Genomic DNA, 20,289 nt, shown 5'->3' with positions numbered 1-20,289 from the left:
AAATTATGTCTGTAATAGGTAAATACTTTATTTTTCTGGGGACATTCTTTGTGCGTGGGGAAAAGGCTTCGGTATACTGGCGGCGGCTGATGGAGGAGTGCGTGGGGATTGGTGTAAGCTCTATTTTTATTGTAGCCATAGTCTCGTCTTTCATCGGGGCCGTATCCTGTATACAAACTGCCTACAACCTCGTAAGTCCCATCATTCCGGTATCAACTGTGGCTCTGATTGTGCGCGATATGGAAATTCTCGAACTCGCGCCTACCATCACCTGCATTGTACTGGCAGGAAAAGTGGGTTCCAACATTGCCAGTGAGCTGGGTACCATGCGCATTACCGAGCAGATTGATGCGCTGGAAGTGATGGGGATCAATTCTTCTTCTTACCTGGTGCTGCCCAAGGTCGCCGCAGCCATGCTGACATTTCCGATGCTCGTTATATTTTCAGCTTTTCTGGGGATTTTGGGTGGGTATGCTGCCGGAACGCTTACGGGTGTTATTAGTGAGCGCGACTTTCTTTATGGTATCCGCGACTCCTTTGTGCCTTACAATATCTTTTTTATGTGCGTCAAACCTTTTGTTTTTGGGTTTCTGATTGCAACAATTTCTTCCTTTAAAGGGTTTTTTACAACGGGAGGTGCACTGGAAGTTGGTAAAGCCAGTACGGAAGCAGTGACCAACAGCTGTATTTCCATACTTATTGCCGACTACCTGCTTGCACAGCTTCTATTGTAAAATCCACAGCAGCATGATTGAAGTCAGCAATATTGTAAAGGCTTTCAGTGGCAAGGAAGTACTTAAAGGTATCTCCGCTACATTCCAAAAAGGACAAACCAACCTGATTATTGGTGGAAGCGGTACCGGCAAGAGTGTTTTATTAAAATGCATGATTGGACTTGCCAGGCCCGATCAGGGGAATGTGCTGTACGACGGCCGCGATTTTTACAACTCCGACAAAGATACCCAGCAGGCACTCCGCCGCGAAATGGGTGTATTGTTTCAGGGAGGTGCATTGTTTGATTCCAAAACAGTGGAAGAAAACGTGCGTTTTCCATTGGATATGCTCACCGACCAGTCTGCACAGGAAAAGCAGGACCGGGTGGCATTTTGCCTGCAAAGGGTGGGGCTGGAAGCTGCTGCCAAACGAATGCCGTCCGAGATCAGCGGAGGGATGAAAAAGCGGGTGGGAATTGCCCGGGCGATTGTAATGAATCCTATTTATCTCTTCTGCGATGAGCCCAACTCCGGCCTTGATCCGTTGACCTCTGTTAAGATCGATGAACTGATCAAGGAAATTACCGAAGAGTACCAGATCACGACCATCATCATCACCCACGACATGAACTCCGTGTTGGAAATCGGGGACAATATTACTTTCCTGTACCAGGGCAACAAGCTCTGGGAAGGCGAAAGCAAGGACATTACCCGCACCAACGTGCCTGAACTGCGCGAGTTTTTGTTTTCCAATAAGCTTCTGCGCGAAATGCAGAACTAGGCTTGCTTTCTTCTGAAAAAAGGCAGATTGCGCTTTTCTATCAGGAATACTGCACCTGCAAAAACTGCAAAAATCAACATATGTACCGGCACGGCTATGTGGAGTTCCTCTATTTTCAGGGAAGATGAAGCAAAAATCACCAGCGTGGCGGCACCGATATAGCCAAGCGCCGAAGTGACATTGTACGGTACCGGATAATATTTTTGCCCTAAAAAATAACACGCTGCCAGCATCCAGAATCCCGATAATGCAAATGCAATTGCAAATCCCAGGTAGCCAATACGCGGTACCAGTATGAAGCTGGTAATAATGGTAACAGCAGCCCCGGACAGGGTCAGCCACGTGCCGTAATGCGTTTTATCCGTCAGCTTGAACCAGGTTGCCAGATTATAGTAAATACCCAGGAAAAGGTATCCTGCCAAAAGCCAGGGTACAATGGGCAGACCTTCGTGATATATTTTTTGCTTCAAAAACAACGCTGCAAAAAGGTCGAGATTAATGCATATCCCCACCCACATCAGCACGCATATGATCACAAACCATTTCGTGACTTCGGCAAATACCGGTGGCGCATTCTTGTCTTCCCCTCTTGAGAAGAAGAAAGGTTCGGCTGCATATTTAAATGCCTGAATAGCCAGGTTCATGAAGATCGACAGCTTGTAGCATTGTACGTAAATGCCGATGGCGGTTTTGGTACTGCGACCGGGATAGAAATTGTCGGGAAGTAAAAACTGGATAAATGCCCGGTCGAAAAGCATGTTGATCACGCCTCCTGCATTCATCACCATAATGGGAAAGGCATACACCCACACGGGCTTGAACAAGGTGCGGTCAAATACAAACCGGAAGTCAGTGAGCTCTTTTCGCAGCATCCAGAAAAACAGCAGGTTTGCTATCAGGTTGGCGAGTACAATGTAGTCCGGCGCATGTGCGGGGTTGTAAAAGAGATTGATAAAAGGTTGCAGGAAGGTCAGGTACCTGCCTGCATGGATGTCCCTGCACACCAGCAGGAAAAACAAATTAAGCGCAATGGTGATGAGAATGTTGGTTACACGGATCACAACAAACTTTTTGCCTTTGCCTTCGAGGCGCAACCTGGCAAACGGAATGGAAACGATACCGTCAATGGCCATGATCACTGCAAACATGCGCACAATGGATACACTCTCGGGATACCTGATGAAGGCGGCAATATCGCGGGCAAAGATGAAAAGCGTACCTGAAAAGAAAACGCTGATCAGGATTACGGCACTGAGGATCAGGTCGTAATATTGCTTACGGTCAGACTCCTGCCTGGCAAAACGGAAAAAAGCAGTTTCCATCCCGAAAGTGTATAGTACCAGGCCCAGACCTGCATAAGCATACAGCTGCCCCTGTGCCGCAATTTGTTCCGGTTCAAAAAGTTTGGTGTGCAGTGCGACCAGCAGGTAATTGAGAAAGCGGCCCAGCATGGTGCTGATGCCGTACGTGGCCGTTTCGCTGGCGAGTTTTTTAAGTACACTCATATGGTTTCCACAGCCGTCCCGTCGGTGATAAGGCTATTTCAGAGAAAGTTTTATTGGACGGGACAAATATAAGGCAGGGAAGCGGGCTGTGGTAAGGCTAATAAAAAAGAGTCCTCCCGGTGCCGGAAGAACTCCTTTTCATTAGTCACGGGCATTTTTGATGATTTTTTTGATCAATGTCTCAATCCGCTGCCAGCCCTCATCGGAATGCAGGTCAACATCGAGCATTTCTTCGCGGTAATCAGTGGAGATGGTAAGGAAGTAAATACCTGCCGAAAGGAAGGCAACAAGCGCATTGGTGTCACTGTAATCGGGCAGGTCGCCAATCTTATCGACGATCTGGCGTGCCATTTTGTTTCGCGCATCCGACAGGATGGTCTTGCCTGTGCCTATTTCCCAGCGCAGCAGATCGCGGGTAGCCTTGCGCTGGCGAAGGTCGTTCAGGAAAGTAAGCATCAGGTCGGTAAGTGCTTCTGCGCGGTTTGAAGATTCGAGCGGCGGTATGTTGTCAACGTACTCCGTGCCCAGCGTCGATGTGTATTCCCCGGACTGTACGTACTGCTCCATGAGTCCGTCAACACTTTCAAAATACCGGTAAATAAGTACTTTGTTAACACCGGCGGTTCTTGCAATAAGGTTAACTCCCACCTTTTCAGTGCCATATTGCTCGATAACCTCACCAACCGCCCGAAGGATTTTACTCTTAGTCCGCTCCCGGTCGCGCTTTTTAACTTTATCTATTTTCATAATTGCTGCCGTTTAGGTTAATACCATAAATGTAATATTTCATCTGGAAATATTATAGAAACCCAAATGCATATGTAACCTTTATAGGAATTATATTTTACTATTAATAGGTTCGGGAAAACAGATAGGAGGAGGAAGGAAAACGGGAAGGTGGAAACTGCTAAAATTCCGTTCCTGCCAGTCTGCGCATTGAAAGTATCAGGCAGGCAAGTATTTCAAAGTGCATGTTAGCGCATAAAAAAAGAGCTCACAAATGTGAGCTCTCAAACTGCTGTTGGCCGACAAGGACTCGAACCCTGAATAAGACAACCAAAATGTCCTGTGTTACCATTACACCATCGGCCAAAACCGTAAACAGTGGTGCAAAAGTAATCGGATGCACCTAAGTTGTCAAGCGTTTTATGAAAAAAAATTTAAATGCTTTTTACCTCCACACTTGCTGCAATCTTTTTGATTAAGCCCTGAAGCACCTTTCCGGGGCCACATTCTGTGAAGCTTTCAGCTCCGTCGGCCACCATTTGCTCAACGGATTGGGTCCAGCGTACAGGCGCAGTGAGCTGAGCGATCAGGTTGTTTTTGATAACCGTCACTTCCGTGGCAGGGCGTGCATCCACATTCTGATAAATAGGGCAGATGGGTGCTTCAAATTCGGCTTCGTTAATGGCAGTTGCCAGCTCTTCTCTGGCGGGCTCCATCAGCGGTGAATGGAATGCGCCGCCCACAGGTAATATCAATGCACGCTTGGCTCCCGCAGCTTTCAATAGTTCACACGCTTTTTCTACTCCTTCGAGACTTCCTGAGATCACAACCTGGCCAGGACAGTTGTAATTGGCAGGTACCACAATCTGGTCGGTAATTCCTGCGCATACATCCTCAATCACTTTGTCTGGCAACCCTAGGATGGCAGCCATGGTAGAAGGCCTCAGCTCACAGGCTTTCTGCATGGCAGCAGCCCGCTTGGCAACCAGTTTCAGGCCGTCCTCAAAAGTAATGGCACCCGCCGCAACCAGGGCTGAAAATTCACCGAGCGAATGTCCCGCAACCATGTTGGGATCAAAGTCGGTGCTGATTTTGGCTGCAATGACCGAATGAATAAAAATGGCTGGCTGGGTAACATTGGTCTGTTTCAACTCCTCATCAGTACCCTCGAACATCACCTTGGTAATTTCAAAACCCAGGATCTGGTTAGCCTCCTCGAAGAGTGCCTTGGCTGAATCCGAGGATTGATACAGGTCAAGGCCCATTCCTTTGTATTGCGATCCCTGTCCGGGAAAAACAAATGCCCTTTTCATAGCGTTGATTTAAAGTTGTTTCGTGTTAACAAAAAAGCCCGGCCTGACGACCGGGCTACAAAGGAAATATTTGTATCCGAAAGAAAAAAGACAGCTTTAAATCACCTCAGCAGCTGTACCCAGCCTTTCAGCACCTTAGCAGGGCTCTCTCTCCTGGAAGACTCGAAGTGAATCGTAGCCTCATAATAGTACTGCCCGGCGGCAAGTTCCTTACCGTTATTGGTAGTACCATTCCAGTTGATATTCACGTCACGCGTGGAGTAAACCTGTGCTCCCCACCTGTTAAAGGCCTTAAATTCTACTGACTGCACGAAGCTCGGGCATTCGTACGGCTGGAAAATGTCGTTTTTGCCGTCGTTATTGGGTGTGAAAACATTGGGTAGTACATACATAGGACAGTTGTCTTTGCAAACCGTATTGCTCGGGGCACTCTCCGCACCAAACCTGTTGACTGCCGTCACGTAATAACATCCGGCAAAAGAAGTAAGTCCCTGATGATCATAGGTAGTTGCCAGAGGAGACGGCGGGGTGGTCACGGTGGCAATCAGCCCTGGTGTTTCGTCTTCATACCTTGCATAGTAGATCTTGTAGGACGATACATTTGCATCACATTCTTTTCCATTTACCTCGGAAGGATACCGCCACGATAAATGATTGGTAAAGCTGACCTCTCCGCAGAACGCATCGGGATGTGCATTCAGCGAGTCACAATTCAGTGGATCAAGGGTTAGTACCGGCGGGCAGGGCTTGCTGGTATCAGCCGACGAAATACATAGGATCTGGGAGAAGTTATACAATACCGCAGGTCTGATCTGGCTGTTGTTATAAGATCCCACAGTTTCAACCTTATAGCAATAGTTTGAGTCGGCCACGATGGTAGTGTTGATCGTTCCATCGGCAGCATACTTGTCCGTTCCGTCATCCAGGTAAGTGAATGTCTGATTACCTTTTACCGAAACCTCTGCAATGCGGTTGAAGGTGCCCGGATTACGCTTGTCTTCCCTGTACACCCTGTGGATGCGGTTGTTGTTGCTCCAAGGTACCAATGCCGACCAGTTCAGCCTGATTTCATCGGGCTCAGCAGCACCTTGTTCCAGGCGCACGCTGCTTGCTGTTTCAGTGTCGTCAAACTTGGTCAGCTGTCCGTTTTGAGTGGTATAATAATCAAGTCGGTAATTGTATGCATTGCCTTCCGTATTCAGATTACGGTCTACAAACAAAGTATCTGCGGCGCCTGGTGTCAGGTTGGTATTGATTGTAGCTACGAGGGTAGAAGGAGTTCCGTTCTGTCCCACACCCCGGTAAAGCCTGTACTGGGCAGGAAGGCCCGACTTCGCTACCGGACGGATCCATTTTACGGTGATAACACCCTTGGTCGCGCTGGTGGAATCTACGGTTACATTAGTGATCACAGGCATGACCAGCGGCAGGTTCAGGCAAAATTCGTCAGAAGCGACACTTTCACCACCGCCAACCAGGCTGCCCGGCTCATTGATGTTTGTACCGGGGCGTGGGAATTCCACTACCAGACGGTAGCTGTAAGAAACGCCGGATTGAAGCCCGGTACCATTGTTATTGTCAAGGTAAGAAGTCTGATTTACATCCACACGCCCCACCTCGGTATAACCGGAACTTGGGTCAAGGCCTGTAATACAAACATCTTCGGGTATATCCGTACATCCTACCTTGCGGTAAACCACAATTTTGGCACCTGCAATCTGACATTTATAACTGTCCCAGGTAAGACGGTACGCCACACCGGCCGGGTCAGTAGCCGCTACGGCCCGCAATCCGGTTGCCTTGGGTCCGTATACCCGGATACTCAGCGTTGTCATGTCCACCAGTTTACGGAAAAGAGACGCATTAGGCACGCCGGGCCCGGCTGCATCTTCCACTTTAAACAGCACATCATAAGGTTCGAGCCGAATGTGGTTACAGGATGTCTGCCATATAAACTGCCCGTTTACAGAACCCTGGGCGCCCTGGTTTGCTACATTAAAGGAAGCCAACGCAGGAGAGATCAGTGTGCTCTGGTAAACACCACCGGTTGAGGTAAGCGTTAGCTTGTCGCCATTTTTGTCCGTAGCCGTAACGCGCTGGTTGATCAGGGTGCCGGCCTCGACGCAGATATCAGGTATAGGTTGAATCAGGGGCCGGTCGTTCCTCGCATCTTCCACAATAATCTGCATATCCCGCACAATTTCTCCGATCAGTACGCCATCTCGCCATTCTTCAACAATGAACGCCACGTTATAATAACCCTTTGTGACGGGAGCATCCCAGATGAGGTCGCCGGTCAGCTTGTCCATCCTGAACGTAGCGGGAGAAGCACCCGTTTCCGTTTGGCCGGGCGTGCCGATCTGATTGGGATCCACATACTGAAGGTTGATACCTGCGCCATTCACGCCGCTCCGCTGAGGGATAAAGAGGCGGTACGCAAGACTGTCTCCGTCCGCGTCAAAAGCATTGGGATTATGGATGTAGCGCTGGCCTACGGCGGCAAGATCTATCGGGGCATTCAGGAGTACCGGTGTCTGGTTCAGGCCAAGGGTAGAGTTGATTTCCAGAATGGTACTGACGTAAAAGTTCAGGTTTTGCGTGGGCGGGGGACCAATGTTCAGGATCCCGTTATTCCGGTTATCCTCTTCAAAGGAAATGCGGTATTTACCCGTAGAAGGAAATGTATAATTGATGATGTAGGTATTCTGGGTGGTATTGTTGCCGATGTTGGGAAAAGGCAGCTGCCGGGGAGCTTCAATGATGTCGGGAATACCGCTGGACCTTACGTTTCCAATCGTAAAGAATACCTTGGTTTGCGCTTCCGACGCACCCGGGCCATTTTGGATGTCAAAATAGGCAGTCAGCTTGATCTCGTAGGTGGGAGAGGTAAGCGAGATCCTGCGTGCGGTGATTTCCCCGGCACGAATGTGCGTGGCCCTGGCTTCAAACCCGGCACCCAGTAAAATCAGGAAAAAGAATAATAGAAAAGGTAAAACAGAGCGCATATATATCCGTGTAGAGCTAAAACCAGACAGGGCTGAATGAAGTAAATCAGCTTTTTTCAACCACTTAAATCAACGAAAATTTAGGTAAAAATGTGTGTACCGGCATTGATTATGTATGATTTTGTAAACATACATAACAACTCCGGAAATACAGGCCGACTTCTGCCTGGTCCCGGAACTACCTGCGGGTATACTTATGTTTTCAATACAGCAACAAATCTCCCGCATACTTCCTTACTGATCTCCAGATTCTGATATGCTTTGCTGGCAGGCCGGGACTCGTCCGGGTTTCTAAAAGTGTGGAAATCAGATGTAGAAGAAACCGTGTGGAATGCCTATTGCAGGGAATAGGACTAATTCTTAATAATGATTATAAATAAAAGCGCAGGCAGCAAAAATGAATTGTATTTTTTGCCTCGCTTACGTTTGTGATATACCTTTGAAAGGTTCTAATATACCTCATTTTTTTGCACTAAAACGATTTGTGTTTGTTATGTCGTGGTTTTCACAAACGTTAACGAGCTCCATCGGAAAGAAGCTTCTGATGGCTCTTACCGGGATTTTCCTAATAACTTTTCTGGTGATTCATGCCACCATCAATGCCATGATCTTCTACAATGACGGGGGCGAAACGTTCTCTCACTGGGGGCATTTTATGGGCACCAACCCGATCATCCGTACGCTTGAAATCGTGCTGATTGCGGGCTTCCTGCTTCACATTGTGGATGGTCTGATCCTCTGGAAAAATAATACCGAAGCCAGGCCTGTGAAGTATGCGGTAAGCAACCCGTCAGCCAACAGTACCTGGTACTCGCGCAGCATGGGACTGCTCGGAACGCTGCTGCTGATCTTTCTGGTGGTACATACTGCCCAGTTCTGGATTCCTAACCGTTCCAACCAGTTTGCTACCGGCGAGGAGCTGAACCTGTACCAGATGATGCTGTCTACTTTTAAAAATGAGTGGGTTGTGCTGATCTACGTGCTGGGTTGTGCCTCCCTTTTCTGGCACTTGCTGCATGGTTTTAAAAGTGCATTCCAGACACTGGGCCTGCACCACATCAAGTACAATGGTTTTATTTCTTTTCTCGGGACTGCATTCTCGGTTGTCGTATCGATCCTGTTTGCATTAATGCCGATTGCGATTTACCTGGGCTGGGTAGACTAACCTTGTCCTCGTTTTACATTTTTCATTCCAATTCCGATTAAATCAATCATATATGGCAACTTCATCTCGTCTGGATGCCAGAATACCGCAGGGGTCGATAGAATCTAAATGGAGCAGGTACAGATCTTCTGTTCCTCTTGTCAACCCTGCCAATAAGCGTAACATTGAGATTATAGTAATAGGTACCGGTCTTGCAGGTGCTTCGGCTGCGGCAACGCTGGCTGAGCTGGGATATAAAGTCAAGGCTTTCTGCTTCCAGGATTCTCCGCGCCGCGCGCACTCGATTGCTGCCCAGGGCGGGATCAATGCAGCGAAAAACTACCAGAATGACGGAGACTCCGTTTACCGTCTTTTTTATGACACAATAAAAGGAGGTGACTACCGTGCGCGGGAGGCTAATGTTCACCGGCTGGCCGAAGTATCGGGTAGCATTATTGACCAGTGCGTAGCTGCCGGGGTTCCTTTTGCAAGGGAGTACGGCGGGTTGCTATCCAACCGCTCTTTTGGTGGTACGCAGGTTCAGCGTACATTTTACGCAGCCGGCCAAACCGGGCAGCAATTGCTGCTGGGTGCATATTCAGGCTTGCAGCGGCAGGTAGGTATGGGTACGGTTAAAATGTACAACCGCCACGAGATGCACGATATTGTCATGATTGACGGTAAATGCCGCGGTATCATAGCCCGTAACCTTATTACCGGTGAAATTGAGCGCCATGCCGCGCACGCTGTACTGCTTTGTTCAGGCGGCTATGGTAACGTATTTTACTTGTCAACCAATGCCATGGGCAGCAACGTTACGGCTGCCTGGAAAGCACATAAAAAGGGAGCTTTCTTTGGAAATCCCTGCTTTACACAAATTCACCCAACCTGTATTCCGGTTTCGGGTGAGCACCAGTCTAAGCTGACCCTGATGTCGGAATCGCTCCGTAATGACGGACGCATCTGGGTACCAAAAGCACAGAATGACAATCGTCCAGGTAACGAAATTCCTGAAGAGGAACGTGACTATTACCTGGAACGCCGCTACCCTGCATTCGGTAACCTGGTTCCACGCGATATTGCATCCCGTGCTGCCAAGGAAAGGTGTGATGCAGGATATGGAGTAGGTTCTTCCAAGCTGGCTGTATACCTCGACTTTGCTGCGGCTGTTGAGCGTTACGGAAGAGCGGAAGCCAACAAAAACAATGTTCACAATCCACTGGATGCGGACATTATCACATGGGGTAAGGCGGTTGTAAAGGAGAAATACGGTAACCTGTTTGATATGTACAAGCAGATCACCGGCGAAGATCCTTACGAAGTTCCGATGCGTATTTATCCGGCGGTACACTATACCATGGGAGGACTTTGGGTTGATTATAACCTGATGACCACGGTACCGGGACTGTATGCATTGGGCGAAGCCAACTTCTCCGATCATGGTGCAAACCGCCTGGGGGCATCAGCCCTGATGCAGGGACTGGCCGACGGGTATTTTGTAATCCCTTATACCATTGGATCCTACCTCGCCAGCGAAATCCGCACAGGTAAAATATCGACCGATCACGAAGCTTTTGTTAAAACAGAAAGTGAAGTGAAAGCGAGGATCAACAAGCTGCTGACCATCAATGGCAATATATCTCCCGAGGTATTCCATCGCCGGTTAGGCAAAATCATGTGGGAGAAATGCGGGATGGCCAGGAATGAAGCCGGTTTGAAAGAAGCTATTGAGGAAATACGTGCACTTCGGAGAGAGTTCTGGACAAATGTAAAGGTGATGGGAGGCGAACATGAGTTTAACCCTGAGCTGGACAAAGCGAACCGCGTAGCCGACTTTATTGAGCTGGGAGAGCTGATGTGTATGGATGCGCTTGACAGAAATGAATCCTGCGGAGGACACTTCCGCGAGGAATACCAGACCGAAGAAGGCGAAGCAATGCGTGACGACGAAAATTATATGTACGTTTCGGCATGGGAATATAAAGGTGATGAAAACTGGGAACTTCATAAGGAAGAGCTCGTTTATGAAAACATCAAGATTGCTCAAAGGAGCTACAAGTAAAACACTGCCGGTAAAGGCGGTGAAAGTGAAAGACCGGTTAACTGTTTAACCATTAAAAGCAAGAACAATGAGTGCTGGGAATATGCATATTAACCTTAAAGTGTGGAGGCAAAAAAATAAGACTTCACAGGGAGCTTTTGAGGATTACAGCCTTGACGGTGTGTCGCCAGACATGTCGTTCCTCGAAATGTTCGACGTATTGAATGAAAAACTGATTGTAGAAGGAAAGGATCCGGTAGCATTTGACCACGATTGCCGTGAAGGTATCTGCGGTATGTGCTCCATGTATATCAACGGACGTCCGCACGGGCCACTGAAAGGAGTTACTACCTGCCAGCTGCATATGCGCTCGTTCAACGATGGCGATACGATTGTGGTGGAACCATGGCGTGCACAGGCATTTCCGGTCCTTAAAGATCTCGTTACCGATCGTGACGCTTTTGACCGTGTGATTGCGGCGGGTGGATTTGTTTCGGTAAATACAGGAAACGCACAGGATGCGAATGCCTTGCCGATACCTAAAGAAGCTGCTGACGACGCATTTTCAGCGGCTGCATGTATCGCCTGCGGTGCGTGTGTGGCTGCCTGCAAAAATGCCTCTGCTATGCTTTTTGTATCTGCGAAGATTTCGCAGCTTGCATTGCTGCCGCAGGGACAGGCTGAGCGCAGCATTCGTGCCGAAAAGATGGTTGCTCAAATGGATGCTGAAGGTTTCGGTGCATGTACCAATACGGGTGCCTGCTCGGCAGAATGCCCCAAAGAGATCGGACAGGTAAATATTGCCCGTCTCAACCGCGAATATATTGGTGCCAAGTTTTCATCTTCGGCAGTATAAAGAGCATTGTTTTAAATGTTATAAAACGAAAAAAGACGGCCATGGCCGTCTTTTTTTATTGCTGTTATAGCTGAACCTATTCTTTCTTGGCAGAGTCAGAAGGAGCAGGCTTTCCTTTTTCCTTGTATTCCTTGTTAAGTCCGTCCAGGATTTTCTGGGTCACATCCAGTGATGGGTTGGCAAACAGGATACCGCCTCCAAGAGAATAGCCAAGTACATATTCAAAGCCGTTTTCCTTGTTGTACCGCTCGATATAAGCACGGATATTTTTGTAAAGCTCCTCATTCTTTTTGGCTTCCTCCTGTCCCAACGCCTGTGCGGACTGGTCACGGTAAGCTACCAGGTCCTGCTGTTTTTTCATCAGCTGCGCCTCTGTGGAGCGAGCCTGCTCAGGAGTCATTGTTTGTGCTTTTTGCTGAAAGAAAGCTACCTCATTCTGCAATGAACGGCCTTTTGTGGTCAGTTCGTTTTCCAGCTGGAAGTTCTTGTTTTCGAGTTCTTTTTTAGTGTCTTTGAAAAACTCATAGTTTTTCAGGAGAGAGTCGACCTGAACATAAACCGTACGCCGGCCCGCTACGACGCTGCCATCTGCTGCTGCTCCCGAGTCTGTAGAGGGTTTGCCTGAAAAGTGCAGGAAAAATAACACCGCCACTGCAAGCGTAAGCACGATGTTCCAAATCAACGAAGTATTATTGTTCACGTTTTGTAAGGTTTATTGTTTTTGAACGAGCCGCAAAGATAATGATTTGTGTTTAAGTACCATGGATATAGCGTGCCTCTCAAAGCTCGGGCGTCACGGGTGTTTTTTCAAAAATACGCCGGACCAGATACCCCGATAATCCTGCAAACCCTGCCACCAGGCCTCCCAGCAAAACAGTTACCACGAGCATAAGCCAGCCATTTGGAAGAAAGAAAGTACGCGCAATGCGGTCGGACATAGCCCCATTTGAAACATAATGCAGGTAAAATCCGTAAGCACCCCACACAAGGCCGATCGCCAGAAAGCTACCCCAGAAAGCATTTCCGCCCACTCGGGGCAATGCAAGCTGAACAACAAACGGAACAACGGCGATCACCCACCAGGGCAGGAATACCTGGGCTGCCGCTGAGATAAGCACCATAAGAAGGAACTTCATGAATCTTTGTGTTTTTTCAATGAAAGCGAATAAAGCATGCGGGGATTTTGCTGGCCTGCGGATGTGAGAAAAACCAGTTCATTTAACTCCCCGGCTTCCCATTTCGGCAACAGGTTCAGGTAAAACGGACTACCCGGGTTGCCTGACTGGCCTCCCGGATAAATGCCGAAAGCTCTGGGCTGCCTGCCCAATTCCACAACCATGCGCCACGACGGACCTTTCCGCTGGGTAGTAGCATTGACGATTCCGCTGCCGCCACCCGATATAACCGGAGGAGCGTTGAATGCTGCAAGGCTCCGGCTCAAATGCCTGATCTCGGTGTTTTTGACCTGGCCCCACTGCCAGGCCTGGCTCATAGGCCCGTGCTTTTTTGCAAGGCTGTCGAGCGCAGCTTTGAAAGTGCCTGCTACGATGTCTTCCCGGGTTTCCTTTCCGGGAGTACTTTTATCATCAAACCAATGCAGCCCGGGCTCATGCAGGATCAGGTAAGTGGTGCGGTCGCGGGTGGGTATTTCCATTCCCCCCTCCAAATCGTCAGCCCAGATAGCCTGCCGCAGCAAGGGCATCCATTCTTCAAAAATAGATGCAGGTACAGAGCCGGCAGAATTCTCTAAATTCCAATTACTCAGCAAAATCCTAGCTGCACGCTGCGTGACATTCAGCTTTGTTTGTTCTACAATGGGCAGTAAAGTCGGCAGCAAGGTTCTCGCAAGGATATTCAGGTTATCGTTCTGCAACATGCGCAGGCTGTCGGCCGTAGCGCCCGACATGCTTTGCAGGCGTTCGTTGATGCGGATTGCCCGCTCCGAAGGTGCAAAAACCCAGTTGATATAATAAGGATAGGTAGGATCAGTGGACGACTGATTGGCACTGCTTACAAACCCACGCGCCGGATTTCTGATAAATGGATTTTGCTCAGCCGGTATCCAGCCCTGCCAGTCTTCATCTGCATTGGATCCATCGAGGATAAATTTACCCTGATCTTTATATTTCAAAGGCAGTTTTCCATTGACCGTGATAGCAATGTTTTTGCTGTTATCTGCAAAAGCAAAATTTTGCGCAGGACCTACATAGCTTGTCAATGCCTTGCGGTAATCATCGTAGTTGGCGGAGCGGTTCAGGTCATAAAATGTCATGAGGCTGTTGCCGGGCTCATGCCCAATCCATTTGACGGCCAGATTTGGAAAGGGTTCCGTATGGTCAGAGTCTGTAACCGGACCATGATGCGTGTAGACAATCTGCTCCTTTACCGGCGCTCTGCCTTTTACAAATATCGTCTCTTCGCGTACGCTGGTCGCTTTCCACTGGTGATCATGCCAGTATACCTTTCTGTCAGCATCCTTGAAATTTATTTTATACAAATCGAAAACATCCGCATCCGTATTGGTGACGCCCCAGGCTACACGCTCATTAAACCCGATAACAATTCCCGGAACTCCCGGCAATGCCACACCATATACATTCAGTCCGGGCGCATGCAGCTGCGCCTGATACCATATGGAAGGTAGCGAAAGGTCGAGATGAGGATCATTGGCCAGGATAGGATAGCCGGTTGCAGATTTTTCGGCACTCACTGCCCAGTTGTTGCTTCCGATACCTTCCGGCTTTTTGTCCGGGGCGGCTAATGCATTGGCAGGATGAAAAGTGTGACGTCCGCCTCTTTGTGTACGTGCCGCTACCGGTTCGAGCACGGGCAGCGGTTCAAAGTTCCATGGCGTACCTGCCGGAATTACCGGGCTCTCCTGCACCATCGGGTAATCGGGGAAAAGATTGGCAGTAATATCAGCACCGAAATGATTCAGGACGTGTGTCATCGCAAGATCATTGGAGCGGCCGGCCAGGTTCAGCGTCATTTGTTCCAGCATATACATGGTATTTACCGGCTTCCAGAGTTCCGGCTTGTACCCCAGCAGCTTGAATTCAATCGGGTAATCCTTGGGTGCAAGCTGGCGGATGTATGCATTAATGCCGGCAGTATACCCCAGCAATGCTTCCCGTGAGCGCGGGTCCAGCATGGCAGCCCGTATATTTTCTTCCGCCCCGTAAGTCATCCCGAGTCTCCGGCTCTGCAGATCCATGGTCAGGGTGCGCTCGCCCAATATTTCCGAAAGCCTGCCGCTGGCTGCACGGGTTTGAAGGTCCATTTGCCATAAGCGGTCCCGGGCCGTGACATACCCCTGGGCAAAGTACAGGTCGAAGTTGTTTTTAGCAAAAATGTGGGGTACGCCGGTGTCATCATAGCGGATAATCACTTCATCATGCAGGCTGTCGGCATGCACGAGGCGCTCGTCTCCGGTCACAGCAGCCTTTTCACCATTTTGCCAAAATCCCGTAAACGGAGAAAGAAAAGGCCCCAGCGCAGGAGCAGGGGCCAGCGGATTATCAAGAATGTAAACGAGCCCAAGCGTGATAGCCAGACTGAAAATTACTTTTACGAACTTCATGCAGCGGGGTGTAACTATAACATGAAAGTAAGCCGCTGCTATGAAACTACTTGCACAATGGCCTCAACAAGGCCCAGATCGCTGTACATAACCGAACGTTCGTCGGGTACGCCGCCGGCCATGGATATGCCTTCGGGAAAAAACTTCTGCCTGCCGGGCCGGAAAGCCTTTGCTGTAAGATGCAATGCATGTACGCCTGCCTCCGCAAGCCTGGCTGCATTGTGGTGGCTTACACCTCCTCCTGCCATAATTTCAATCTTTGAGCCGGCTTCCCTGGCGAGCTGGCTCAGGAGTTCAATACCTTCCTCGGCCGTGGCTTTCTGGCCGGAAGTCAGGATACGTTCCGCTCCGGTCGCAATCACGGCTTTGAGGGCTTTTACGGGATCGGGTGTCAGGTCAAATGCGCGGTGAAAGGTTACTTTCAAGGGTGCAGCATAGTCAACCAGTGCTTTGGTGCGGCTGATATCAACCTGACCGTCGGCATTGAGAATGCCCAGTACAACACCGTCTGCGCCCAGCTTTTTAGCAAGGTCAATGTCTTTGCGCATGATCTCTTCCTCAAAAACATCGTAAACAAAGTCACCGCCCCTGGGCCGGATCATGACAAAAAGTGAAATGTCTACATGTTTCCGGACAATCTCGATCAGGCCGGCACTGGGTGTGGTACCTCCTTCGCCAAGCCCGCTGCAAAGCTCTATCCGTCCGGCGCCGCCTGCCTGGGCATTGATGCACGATTCGAGAGAGTAGGCACAAACTTCAATGGTCATGTTTCATGAATTTGGTAAGTAGCTGGCAAATTACGAAAAAGGGAGGAAGGAGGAAGGGGAGTAAAGGTTAGTTGAGAGCATCTCCGCTGAAACTTTACTGGCTGAATAATATGCTAAGTTCTTGATAAACAATCGGTTTTATTGAGAGCAAAAATATTATCGGATCAAACGCAATTATTTTTCGATTTTTTGGCTTTAAGCTTTTAAAAGATATCAATTTTTCTACTTTTGCAGAAAGTAAGTAACTATTAATTAATAGGCGAAACAATATTATGTACTGGACTCTCGAACTTGCGTCATACCTTGAAGATGCTCCCTGGCCAGCTACTAAAGACGAGCTAATTGACTTTGCAATCAGAACAGGAGCTCCTTTAGAAGTAGTTGAAAACCTCCAGGAGCTGGAAGATGACGGTCAGCCTTATGAAAGCATAGAGGAGATTTGGCCCGATTATCCTACAAAAGATGATTTCTTTTTCAATGAAGATGAATATTAATGGAAGCGGCACTCAAAAGGTGCCGCTTTTTTAGTGTCTTAAAAATTCCATTTTAAAGTCTGTATCGCCTGGCAATATTTTTTAAAGGAGTAAAAAGGAATGTAATTCTTTAGCGTTATCTTAGAGGATAGCGAAGAAGTTGCCAAAGTACTATCATTATATTTCAGGTATTTATCCGCTCCAGCTGATGGAACTTCGACTGTTAAAAGAGTTGGTAAAGAAAGGAGAGGGTGAGCATGTGGAGTTCAAACTGAAGTCCAGTCACCCCGAGAAGATTGTCCGCGAGCTGGTTGCATTTGCCAATACAGGAGGCGGCAGGTTGTTTGTCGGAGTTGGAGATGACAGGACGATCAAGGGCCTCAAAGATGCAGACGAGGATGACTACGCACTTACCAAGGCCATCGACAAGTATATTTTTCCCAAATTAAGCTACAAAAAGGAGCGTGTTGCCGTGAGTCCCGACCGGGATGTGCTGGTATTAACCGTACCACGCAGTGTGGATAAACCTCACTATGTTACAGATGAGCTTGGTGCCCGTCAGGCTTACATCCGGGTTGACGATAAATCCATTCAGGCCAGCCGCGAAATGAAAGAAATCATGCGCCGTGGCCGTGGAGAGCGGGATATCCGCTTTCAGTATGGTGAAAAGGAGGAACTGCTGATGAAGCTGCTCGGCGAAAAAGAGTCTATTACTGTTGACCTCTTTGCGGCATTTGCCGGAATTCCCCGCAAAATCGCTTCCAATACACTTGTAGTGATGGTACTTGCACGCGTGCTGGAAGTGCACCCTCACGAAATACTCGACAAGTTTACCATGTCAATGGCGTACCAGTCCAACTAGCTGCTGCCAGTAGTAACAGGTTCGCCATTGTTCCATGCAGGATCAGAACGGAAGATCGTCGGACTCGTCCTCAGTGAAAGTAGTAACCGACGGGAACCCGCCTCCGGTTGCACCAGCAGCCTGACCTGAGTTGCCTGTGCTGGCTGCACTGCCGGCTTTCTCAACTTTCCATGCTTTTACTTCGGTGTACCAGCGCGAATTGTACTCGCGGCTTTCAATGTCGATAGATGCCGTCACGGAGTCATTTATGCGCAAACCCGCCTGGTCAATGCGATCGCCCCAGAGCGATATACACACTTTCTTAGGGTATTGGGAAGGGATTTCCAGAATAAACTCCTGCTTGCGCCAATTGCCGTTTTTGCCTTGTCCATTCACTTCGGGCAGCAATGCGATTACTGTTCCTGTCAATTCCATTGGTAATGCTAAGTTATGTTGAAAGGTATATTGCAGAGGTCAAAAGTAAGGTTTTGAGTGCGTGTTTGCAAAATCAAACTAGCCTATTGCCTGTGCCAGGTCAGTAATAATGTCATCTATATCTTCCACCCCCACACTCAGTCTTATTAGTGTATCCTTGACACCCATTTTCAACCGTTCTTCCGGTGGAAAGCTGGCGTGCGACATGGTGGCCGGGTGTGCGCACAAGGACTCTACACCGCCCAGCGACTCGGCCAGTGCAAACAATTTAAAACGTTCAAATACCCGCACTGCATCGTCGTAGACATCACCTTTGAGTTCAAACGACAGCATACCCCCGAATCCGCGCATCTGCTTGCGCGCCAGTTCATGCTGCGGATGAGCAGCCAGACCAGGATAGTAAACAGCCCCGACTTTCGGGTTTTCAGTAAGCCATTGTGCAACCACGGCTGCGTTTTCGCAATGCCGCTGCATGCGGAGATGAAGCGTTTTTAATCCCCGCAGCACCAGAAAACAATCCTGCGGCCCCGGTACGGCTCCGGCAGTGTTCTGGATAAAAGAGAGAGTCTCTGACAATCCTTCATCCCTGACAATCAATGCACCCATAATTACATCCGAATGCCCGCCCAGGTATTTGGTAACCGAGTGCATAACAATATCCGCACCGAGGTCGAGAGGATTCTGGAGATAGGGTGATGCAAAGGTGTTATCCACGGCTACTTGTACTCCCTTGCTTTTGCAGATGGTCGTGATTTGCCCGATATCTGTAATTTTCAGTAATGGATTGGTCGGGGTTTCAATCCATACGAGCTTCGTTTTTTCAGTAATCAGTTCGTGCAGGATGCGCGGCTCACTCAGATCAGCAAACCGGAAAATGAGGCCGGCGGGCTCGTACAGTTTTTTCATGATCCGGTAAGTACCTCCGTAAAGGTCACTGCTGACGATGATCTCGTCACCCGGCCTGTACATCTTCAGCACAGCATCAGTCGCTGCCTGCCCGGATGCGAAGCAGATTCCCGCAGTTCCGTTTTCAAGCGAGGCCAGTGCTTCCTGCAAAGCGGTACGCGTAGGATTGTGCGAGCGGGAATAGGTATAGCCCTTGTGCTTGCCCGGACTTTCGAGTGCGTAGGTGGAGGTCTGGTAAATCGGCGTCATAATGGCGGAGGTAGCCGGATCCGGCTGTACCCCTGCATGTATTGCTTTCGTTCCGAACTTCATTCTTATCCTATTTATATGAATCACTGCTTAGCCCCGCCGGCATGGCAGGATCAGTGAAAAGAGATGCGATAAAGGTAAGATTAGGAAAAACCTTTTAGCGAAACAAAGAGTTATAAAACAAAGCGGAGTAGCAGCATTCAAAAAATAAAAGTGGAAAAACCCGCACATAAAAAGTTCTCAGTACCCGTGGTTATCAGTCTGCTGTTGACCATCATTCCGCTTGTCACTACCTCACTGATTACGGCCTGGGCGATCGGGCACGAGAGCTTGCTGCGCACGTGGTCGCTTCAAACCTGGATTATGGTGTCAGTCATGCTGACCATCACATCCTCAGTGGCGCTCACGCCGCCTACTTTCCTGGCATTGGTATACGGGTATTTTCTGGGCTGGATCGCCATGCCGCTGCTGTTCGGACTTAATCTGGGCGCAATTGCATTGATCTATATTACGGCCAATTTCTTCCATGCTGCCTCCGTGCGCGACTCACTGGTGCGGATTTATCCGCAGGTAAGTGGCCTGTTGCGCAGGTTTTATCAGAATGAGCTGCGGGTGATCTTTTTTGCCAAACTTTCGCCTGTATTGCCATTTACGATTACAAACCTGTTTTTTGCTGTGGCAGGTGCACGTTTGAAGCAGGTACTTGTAGGCGGAATGCTGGGGATGGTACCGCGCACAGTGCTGGCGGTTTGGGCCGGTCGTGAGGCCCGTGATATCCGCTACCTGCTCGAACATCCCAATGAAGGTCTTTGGACCAAAGTAATCCTTATTCTTCTCATCGCTGTATCTACCCTCGGCATGGGGTACCTTTTCAAAGACCGCAGGCCAGCATAGCGGGTATCAAAGTGGGCCATGCTAAGATTGTATAATATTAGGGTATAAATACATACTGAA

18 protein-coding genes and 1 tRNA gene are annotated in these 20,289 nt (G+C 48.9%); 8 read left to right on the top strand and 11 right to left on the bottom strand.

Annotated features, from left to right (window positions below):
• Positions 1-5: 5 nt before the first annotated feature.
• Both HWI92_RS18040 and HWI92_RS18035 read left to right on the top strand, forming a co-directional pair.
• Positions 6-734: an MlaE family ABC transporter permease gene (locus HWI92_RS18040; protein ID WP_204657864.1), complete on the top strand. Its 729-nt coding sequence runs from the start codon at positions 6-8 to the stop codon at positions 732-734.
• A gap of 13 nt (positions 735-747) precedes the next feature.
• Positions 748-1,494, top strand: coding sequence for an ABC transporter ATP-binding protein (locus tag HWI92_RS18035; RefSeq protein ID WP_204657862.1), 747 nt, complete (start codon positions 748-750; stop codon positions 1,492-1,494).
• Here HWI92_RS18035 and HWI92_RS18030 read toward each other — a convergent pair.
• The 5 genes from HWI92_RS18030 to HWI92_RS18010 form a co-directional block, all read right to left on the bottom strand.
• On the bottom strand, positions 1,491-2,999 hold the full coding sequence (locus HWI92_RS18030; RefSeq protein ID WP_204657860.1) for a lipopolysaccharide biosynthesis protein: 1,509 nt from the start codon (positions 2,997-2,999) through the stop codon (positions 1,491-1,493). The two genes, HWI92_RS18035 and HWI92_RS18030, sit on opposite strands and share 4 nt — an antisense overlap.
• A gap of 141 nt (positions 3,000-3,140) precedes the next feature.
• Positions 3,141-3,746 carry a TetR/AcrR family transcriptional regulator gene (locus tag HWI92_RS18025; protein WP_204657858.1) on the bottom strand — a complete coding sequence of 202 codons (606 nt, stop codon included), beginning with the start codon at positions 3,744-3,746 and terminating at the stop codon, positions 3,141-3,143.
• Positions 3,747-4,020: 274 nt separating this feature from the next.
• Positions 4,021-4,091 (bottom strand) — tRNA-Gln (locus tag HWI92_RS18020).
• A 68-nt stretch (positions 4,092-4,159) separates the two neighbouring features.
• Positions 4,160-5,038, bottom strand: coding sequence for an ACP S-malonyltransferase (gene fabD / locus HWI92_RS18015; protein ID WP_204657856.1), 879 nt, complete (start codon positions 5,036-5,038; stop codon positions 4,160-4,162).
• A 101-nt stretch (positions 5,039-5,139) separates the two neighbouring features.
• Positions 5,140-8,043: a T9SS type B sorting domain-containing protein gene (locus tag HWI92_RS18010; RefSeq protein ID WP_204657854.1), complete on the bottom strand. Its 2,904-nt coding sequence runs from the start codon at positions 8,041-8,043 to the stop codon at positions 5,140-5,142.
• Between the two features lie 493 nt (positions 8,044-8,536).
• Between HWI92_RS18010 and HWI92_RS18005 the strand changes: the two genes are divergently transcribed.
• From HWI92_RS18005 to HWI92_RS17995, 3 genes are all read left to right on the top strand, one after another.
• Positions 8,537-9,208: a succinate dehydrogenase cytochrome b subunit gene (locus HWI92_RS18005; protein ID WP_204657852.1), complete on the top strand. Its 672-nt coding sequence runs from the start codon at positions 8,537-8,539 to the stop codon at positions 9,206-9,208.
• A gap of 52 nt (positions 9,209-9,260) precedes the next feature.
• Positions 9,261-11,249: a fumarate reductase/succinate dehydrogenase flavoprotein subunit gene (locus tag HWI92_RS18000; protein ID WP_204657850.1), complete on the top strand. Its 1,989-nt coding sequence runs from the start codon at positions 9,261-9,263 to the stop codon at positions 11,247-11,249.
• An 82-nt stretch (positions 11,250-11,331) separates the two neighbouring features.
• Entirely contained in the window at positions 11,332-12,084 is a 753-nt protein-coding gene (locus HWI92_RS17995; protein WP_204664667.1) for a succinate dehydrogenase/fumarate reductase iron-sulfur subunit, read from the top strand.
• Positions 12,085-12,160: 76 nt separating this feature from the next.
• On the opposite strand, the gene HWI92_RS17990 is transcribed toward HWI92_RS17995, so the two are convergent.
• From HWI92_RS17990 to HWI92_RS17975, 4 genes are all read right to left on the bottom strand, one after another.
• Positions 12,161-12,784: an OmpH/Skp family outer membrane protein gene (locus tag HWI92_RS17990; protein ID WP_204657848.1), complete on the bottom strand. Its 624-nt coding sequence runs from the start codon at positions 12,782-12,784 to the stop codon at positions 12,161-12,163.
• Between the two features lie 79 nt (positions 12,785-12,863).
• Complete coding sequence (locus tag HWI92_RS17985) at positions 12,864-13,220, bottom strand: hypothetical protein (protein WP_204657846.1); 357 nt, start codon at positions 13,218-13,220, stop codon at positions 12,864-12,866.
• On the bottom strand, positions 13,217-15,664 hold the full coding sequence (locus HWI92_RS17980) for a penicillin acylase family protein (protein WP_204657844.1): 2,448 nt from the start codon (positions 15,662-15,664) through the stop codon (positions 13,217-13,219). Before HWI92_RS17980 ends, HWI92_RS17985 begins: the two co-directional genes overlap by 4 nt.
• Positions 15,665-15,702: 38 nt before the next feature.
• Positions 15,703-16,431, bottom strand: coding sequence for a copper homeostasis protein CutC (locus HWI92_RS17975; RefSeq protein ID WP_204657842.1), 729 nt, complete (start codon positions 16,429-16,431; stop codon positions 15,703-15,705).
• 272 nt (positions 16,432-16,703) lie between these two features.
• Between HWI92_RS17975 and HWI92_RS17970 the strand changes: the two genes are divergently transcribed.
• Together HWI92_RS17970 and HWI92_RS17965 are read left to right on the top strand one after the other, a co-directional pair.
• Positions 16,704-16,925 (top strand): DUF2795 domain-containing protein, encoded by a 222-nt coding sequence (locus HWI92_RS17970; RefSeq protein WP_013927448.1) that lies wholly within the window; start codon positions 16,704-16,706, stop codon positions 16,923-16,925.
• Positions 16,926-17,112: 187 nt separating this feature from the next.
• Positions 17,113-17,766: an AlbA family DNA-binding domain-containing protein gene (locus HWI92_RS17965; RefSeq protein ID WP_204657840.1), complete on the top strand. Its 654-nt coding sequence runs from the start codon at positions 17,113-17,115 to the stop codon at positions 17,764-17,766.
• A 42-nt stretch (positions 17,767-17,808) separates the two neighbouring features.
• On the opposite strand, the gene HWI92_RS17960 is transcribed toward HWI92_RS17965, so the two are convergent.
• Positions 17,809-18,180 (bottom strand): DUF3127 domain-containing protein, encoded by a 372-nt coding sequence (locus tag HWI92_RS17960; RefSeq protein WP_204657838.1) that lies wholly within the window; start codon positions 18,178-18,180, stop codon positions 17,809-17,811.
• 78 nt (positions 18,181-18,258) lie between these two features.
• The gene (locus HWI92_RS17955; protein ID WP_204657836.1) at positions 18,259-19,398 is read right to left on the bottom strand and encodes a trans-sulfuration enzyme family protein; all 1,140 of its coding nucleotides are present in this window, start codon (positions 19,396-19,398) and stop codon (positions 18,259-18,261) included.
• Positions 19,399-19,548: 150 nt separating this feature from the next.
• Between HWI92_RS17955 and HWI92_RS17950 the strand changes: the two genes are divergently transcribed.
• Positions 19,549-20,229 (top strand): VTT domain-containing protein, encoded by a 681-nt coding sequence (locus tag HWI92_RS17950; protein WP_229248239.1) that lies wholly within the window; start codon positions 19,549-19,551, stop codon positions 20,227-20,229.
• Positions 20,230-20,289: the final 60 nt, after the last annotated feature.

The organism is Dyadobacter sandarakinus, assembly GCF_016894445.1.
Classification (GTDB): Bacteria; Bacteroidota; Bacteroidia; order Cytophagales; family Spirosomataceae; genus Dyadobacter; species Dyadobacter sandarakinus.
This window is presented reverse-complemented; position numbering and strand designations above follow the sequence as displayed.

What these genes read in the sequence shown, in the direction of transcription:
- HWI92_RS18010 (WP_204657854.1), bottom strand. Translation starts at nt 8,043, where the DNA reads ATGCGCTCTGTTTTACCTTTTCTATTATTCTTTTTCCTGATTTTACTG.
- HWI92_RS18025 (WP_204657858.1), bottom strand. Translation starts at nt 3,746, where the DNA reads ATGAAAATAGATAAAGTTAAAAAGCGCGACCGGGAGCGGACTAAGAGT.
- HWI92_RS17995 (WP_204664667.1), top strand. Translation starts at nt 11,332, where the DNA reads ATGCATATTAACCTTAAAGTGTGGAGGCAAAAAAATAAGACTTCACAG.
- HWI92_RS17960 (WP_204657838.1), bottom strand. Translation starts at nt 18,180, where the DNA reads ATGGAATTGACAGGAACAGTAATCGCATTGCTGCCCGAAGTGAATGGA.
- HWI92_RS18000 (WP_204657850.1), top strand. Translation starts at nt 9,261, where the DNA reads ATGGCAACTTCATCTCGTCTGGATGCCAGAATACCGCAGGGGTCGATA.
- HWI92_RS17970 (WP_013927448.1), top strand. Translation starts at nt 16,704, where the DNA reads ATGTACTGGACTCTCGAACTTGCGTCATACCTTGAAGATGCTCCCTGG.
- HWI92_RS17975 (WP_204657842.1), bottom strand. Translation starts at nt 16,431, where the DNA reads ATGACCATTGAAGTTTGTGCCTACTCTCTCGAATCGTGCATCAATGCC.
- HWI92_RS18035 (WP_204657862.1), top strand. Translation starts at nt 748, where the DNA reads ATGATTGAAGTCAGCAATATTGTAAAGGCTTTCAGTGGCAAGGAAGTA.
- HWI92_RS17955 (WP_204657836.1), bottom strand. Translation starts at nt 19,398, where the DNA reads ATGAAGTTCGGAACGAAAGCAATACATGCAGGGGTACAGCCGGATCCG.
- HWI92_RS17965 (WP_204657840.1), top strand. Translation starts at nt 17,113, where the DNA reads ATGGAACTTCGACTGTTAAAAGAGTTGGTAAAGAAAGGAGAGGGTGAG.
- HWI92_RS17985 (WP_204657846.1), bottom strand. Translation starts at nt 13,220, where the DNA reads ATGAAGTTCCTTCTTATGGTGCTTATCTCAGCGGCAGCCCAGGTATTC.
- HWI92_RS18040 (WP_204657864.1), top strand. Translation starts at nt 6, where the DNA reads ATGTCTGTAATAGGTAAATACTTTATTTTTCTGGGGACATTCTTTGTG.
- fabD (WP_204657856.1), bottom strand. Translation starts at nt 5,038, where the DNA reads ATGAAAAGGGCATTTGTTTTTCCCGGACAGGGATCGCAATACAAAGGA.
- HWI92_RS18005 (WP_204657852.1), top strand. Translation starts at nt 8,537, where the DNA reads ATGTCGTGGTTTTCACAAACGTTAACGAGCTCCATCGGAAAGAAGCTT.
- HWI92_RS17980 (WP_204657844.1), bottom strand. Translation starts at nt 15,664, where the DNA reads ATGAAGTTCGTAAAAGTAATTTTCAGTCTGGCTATCACGCTTGGGCTC.
- HWI92_RS18030 (WP_204657860.1), bottom strand. Translation starts at nt 2,999, where the DNA reads ATGAGTGTACTTAAAAAACTCGCCAGCGAAACGGCCACGTACGGCATC.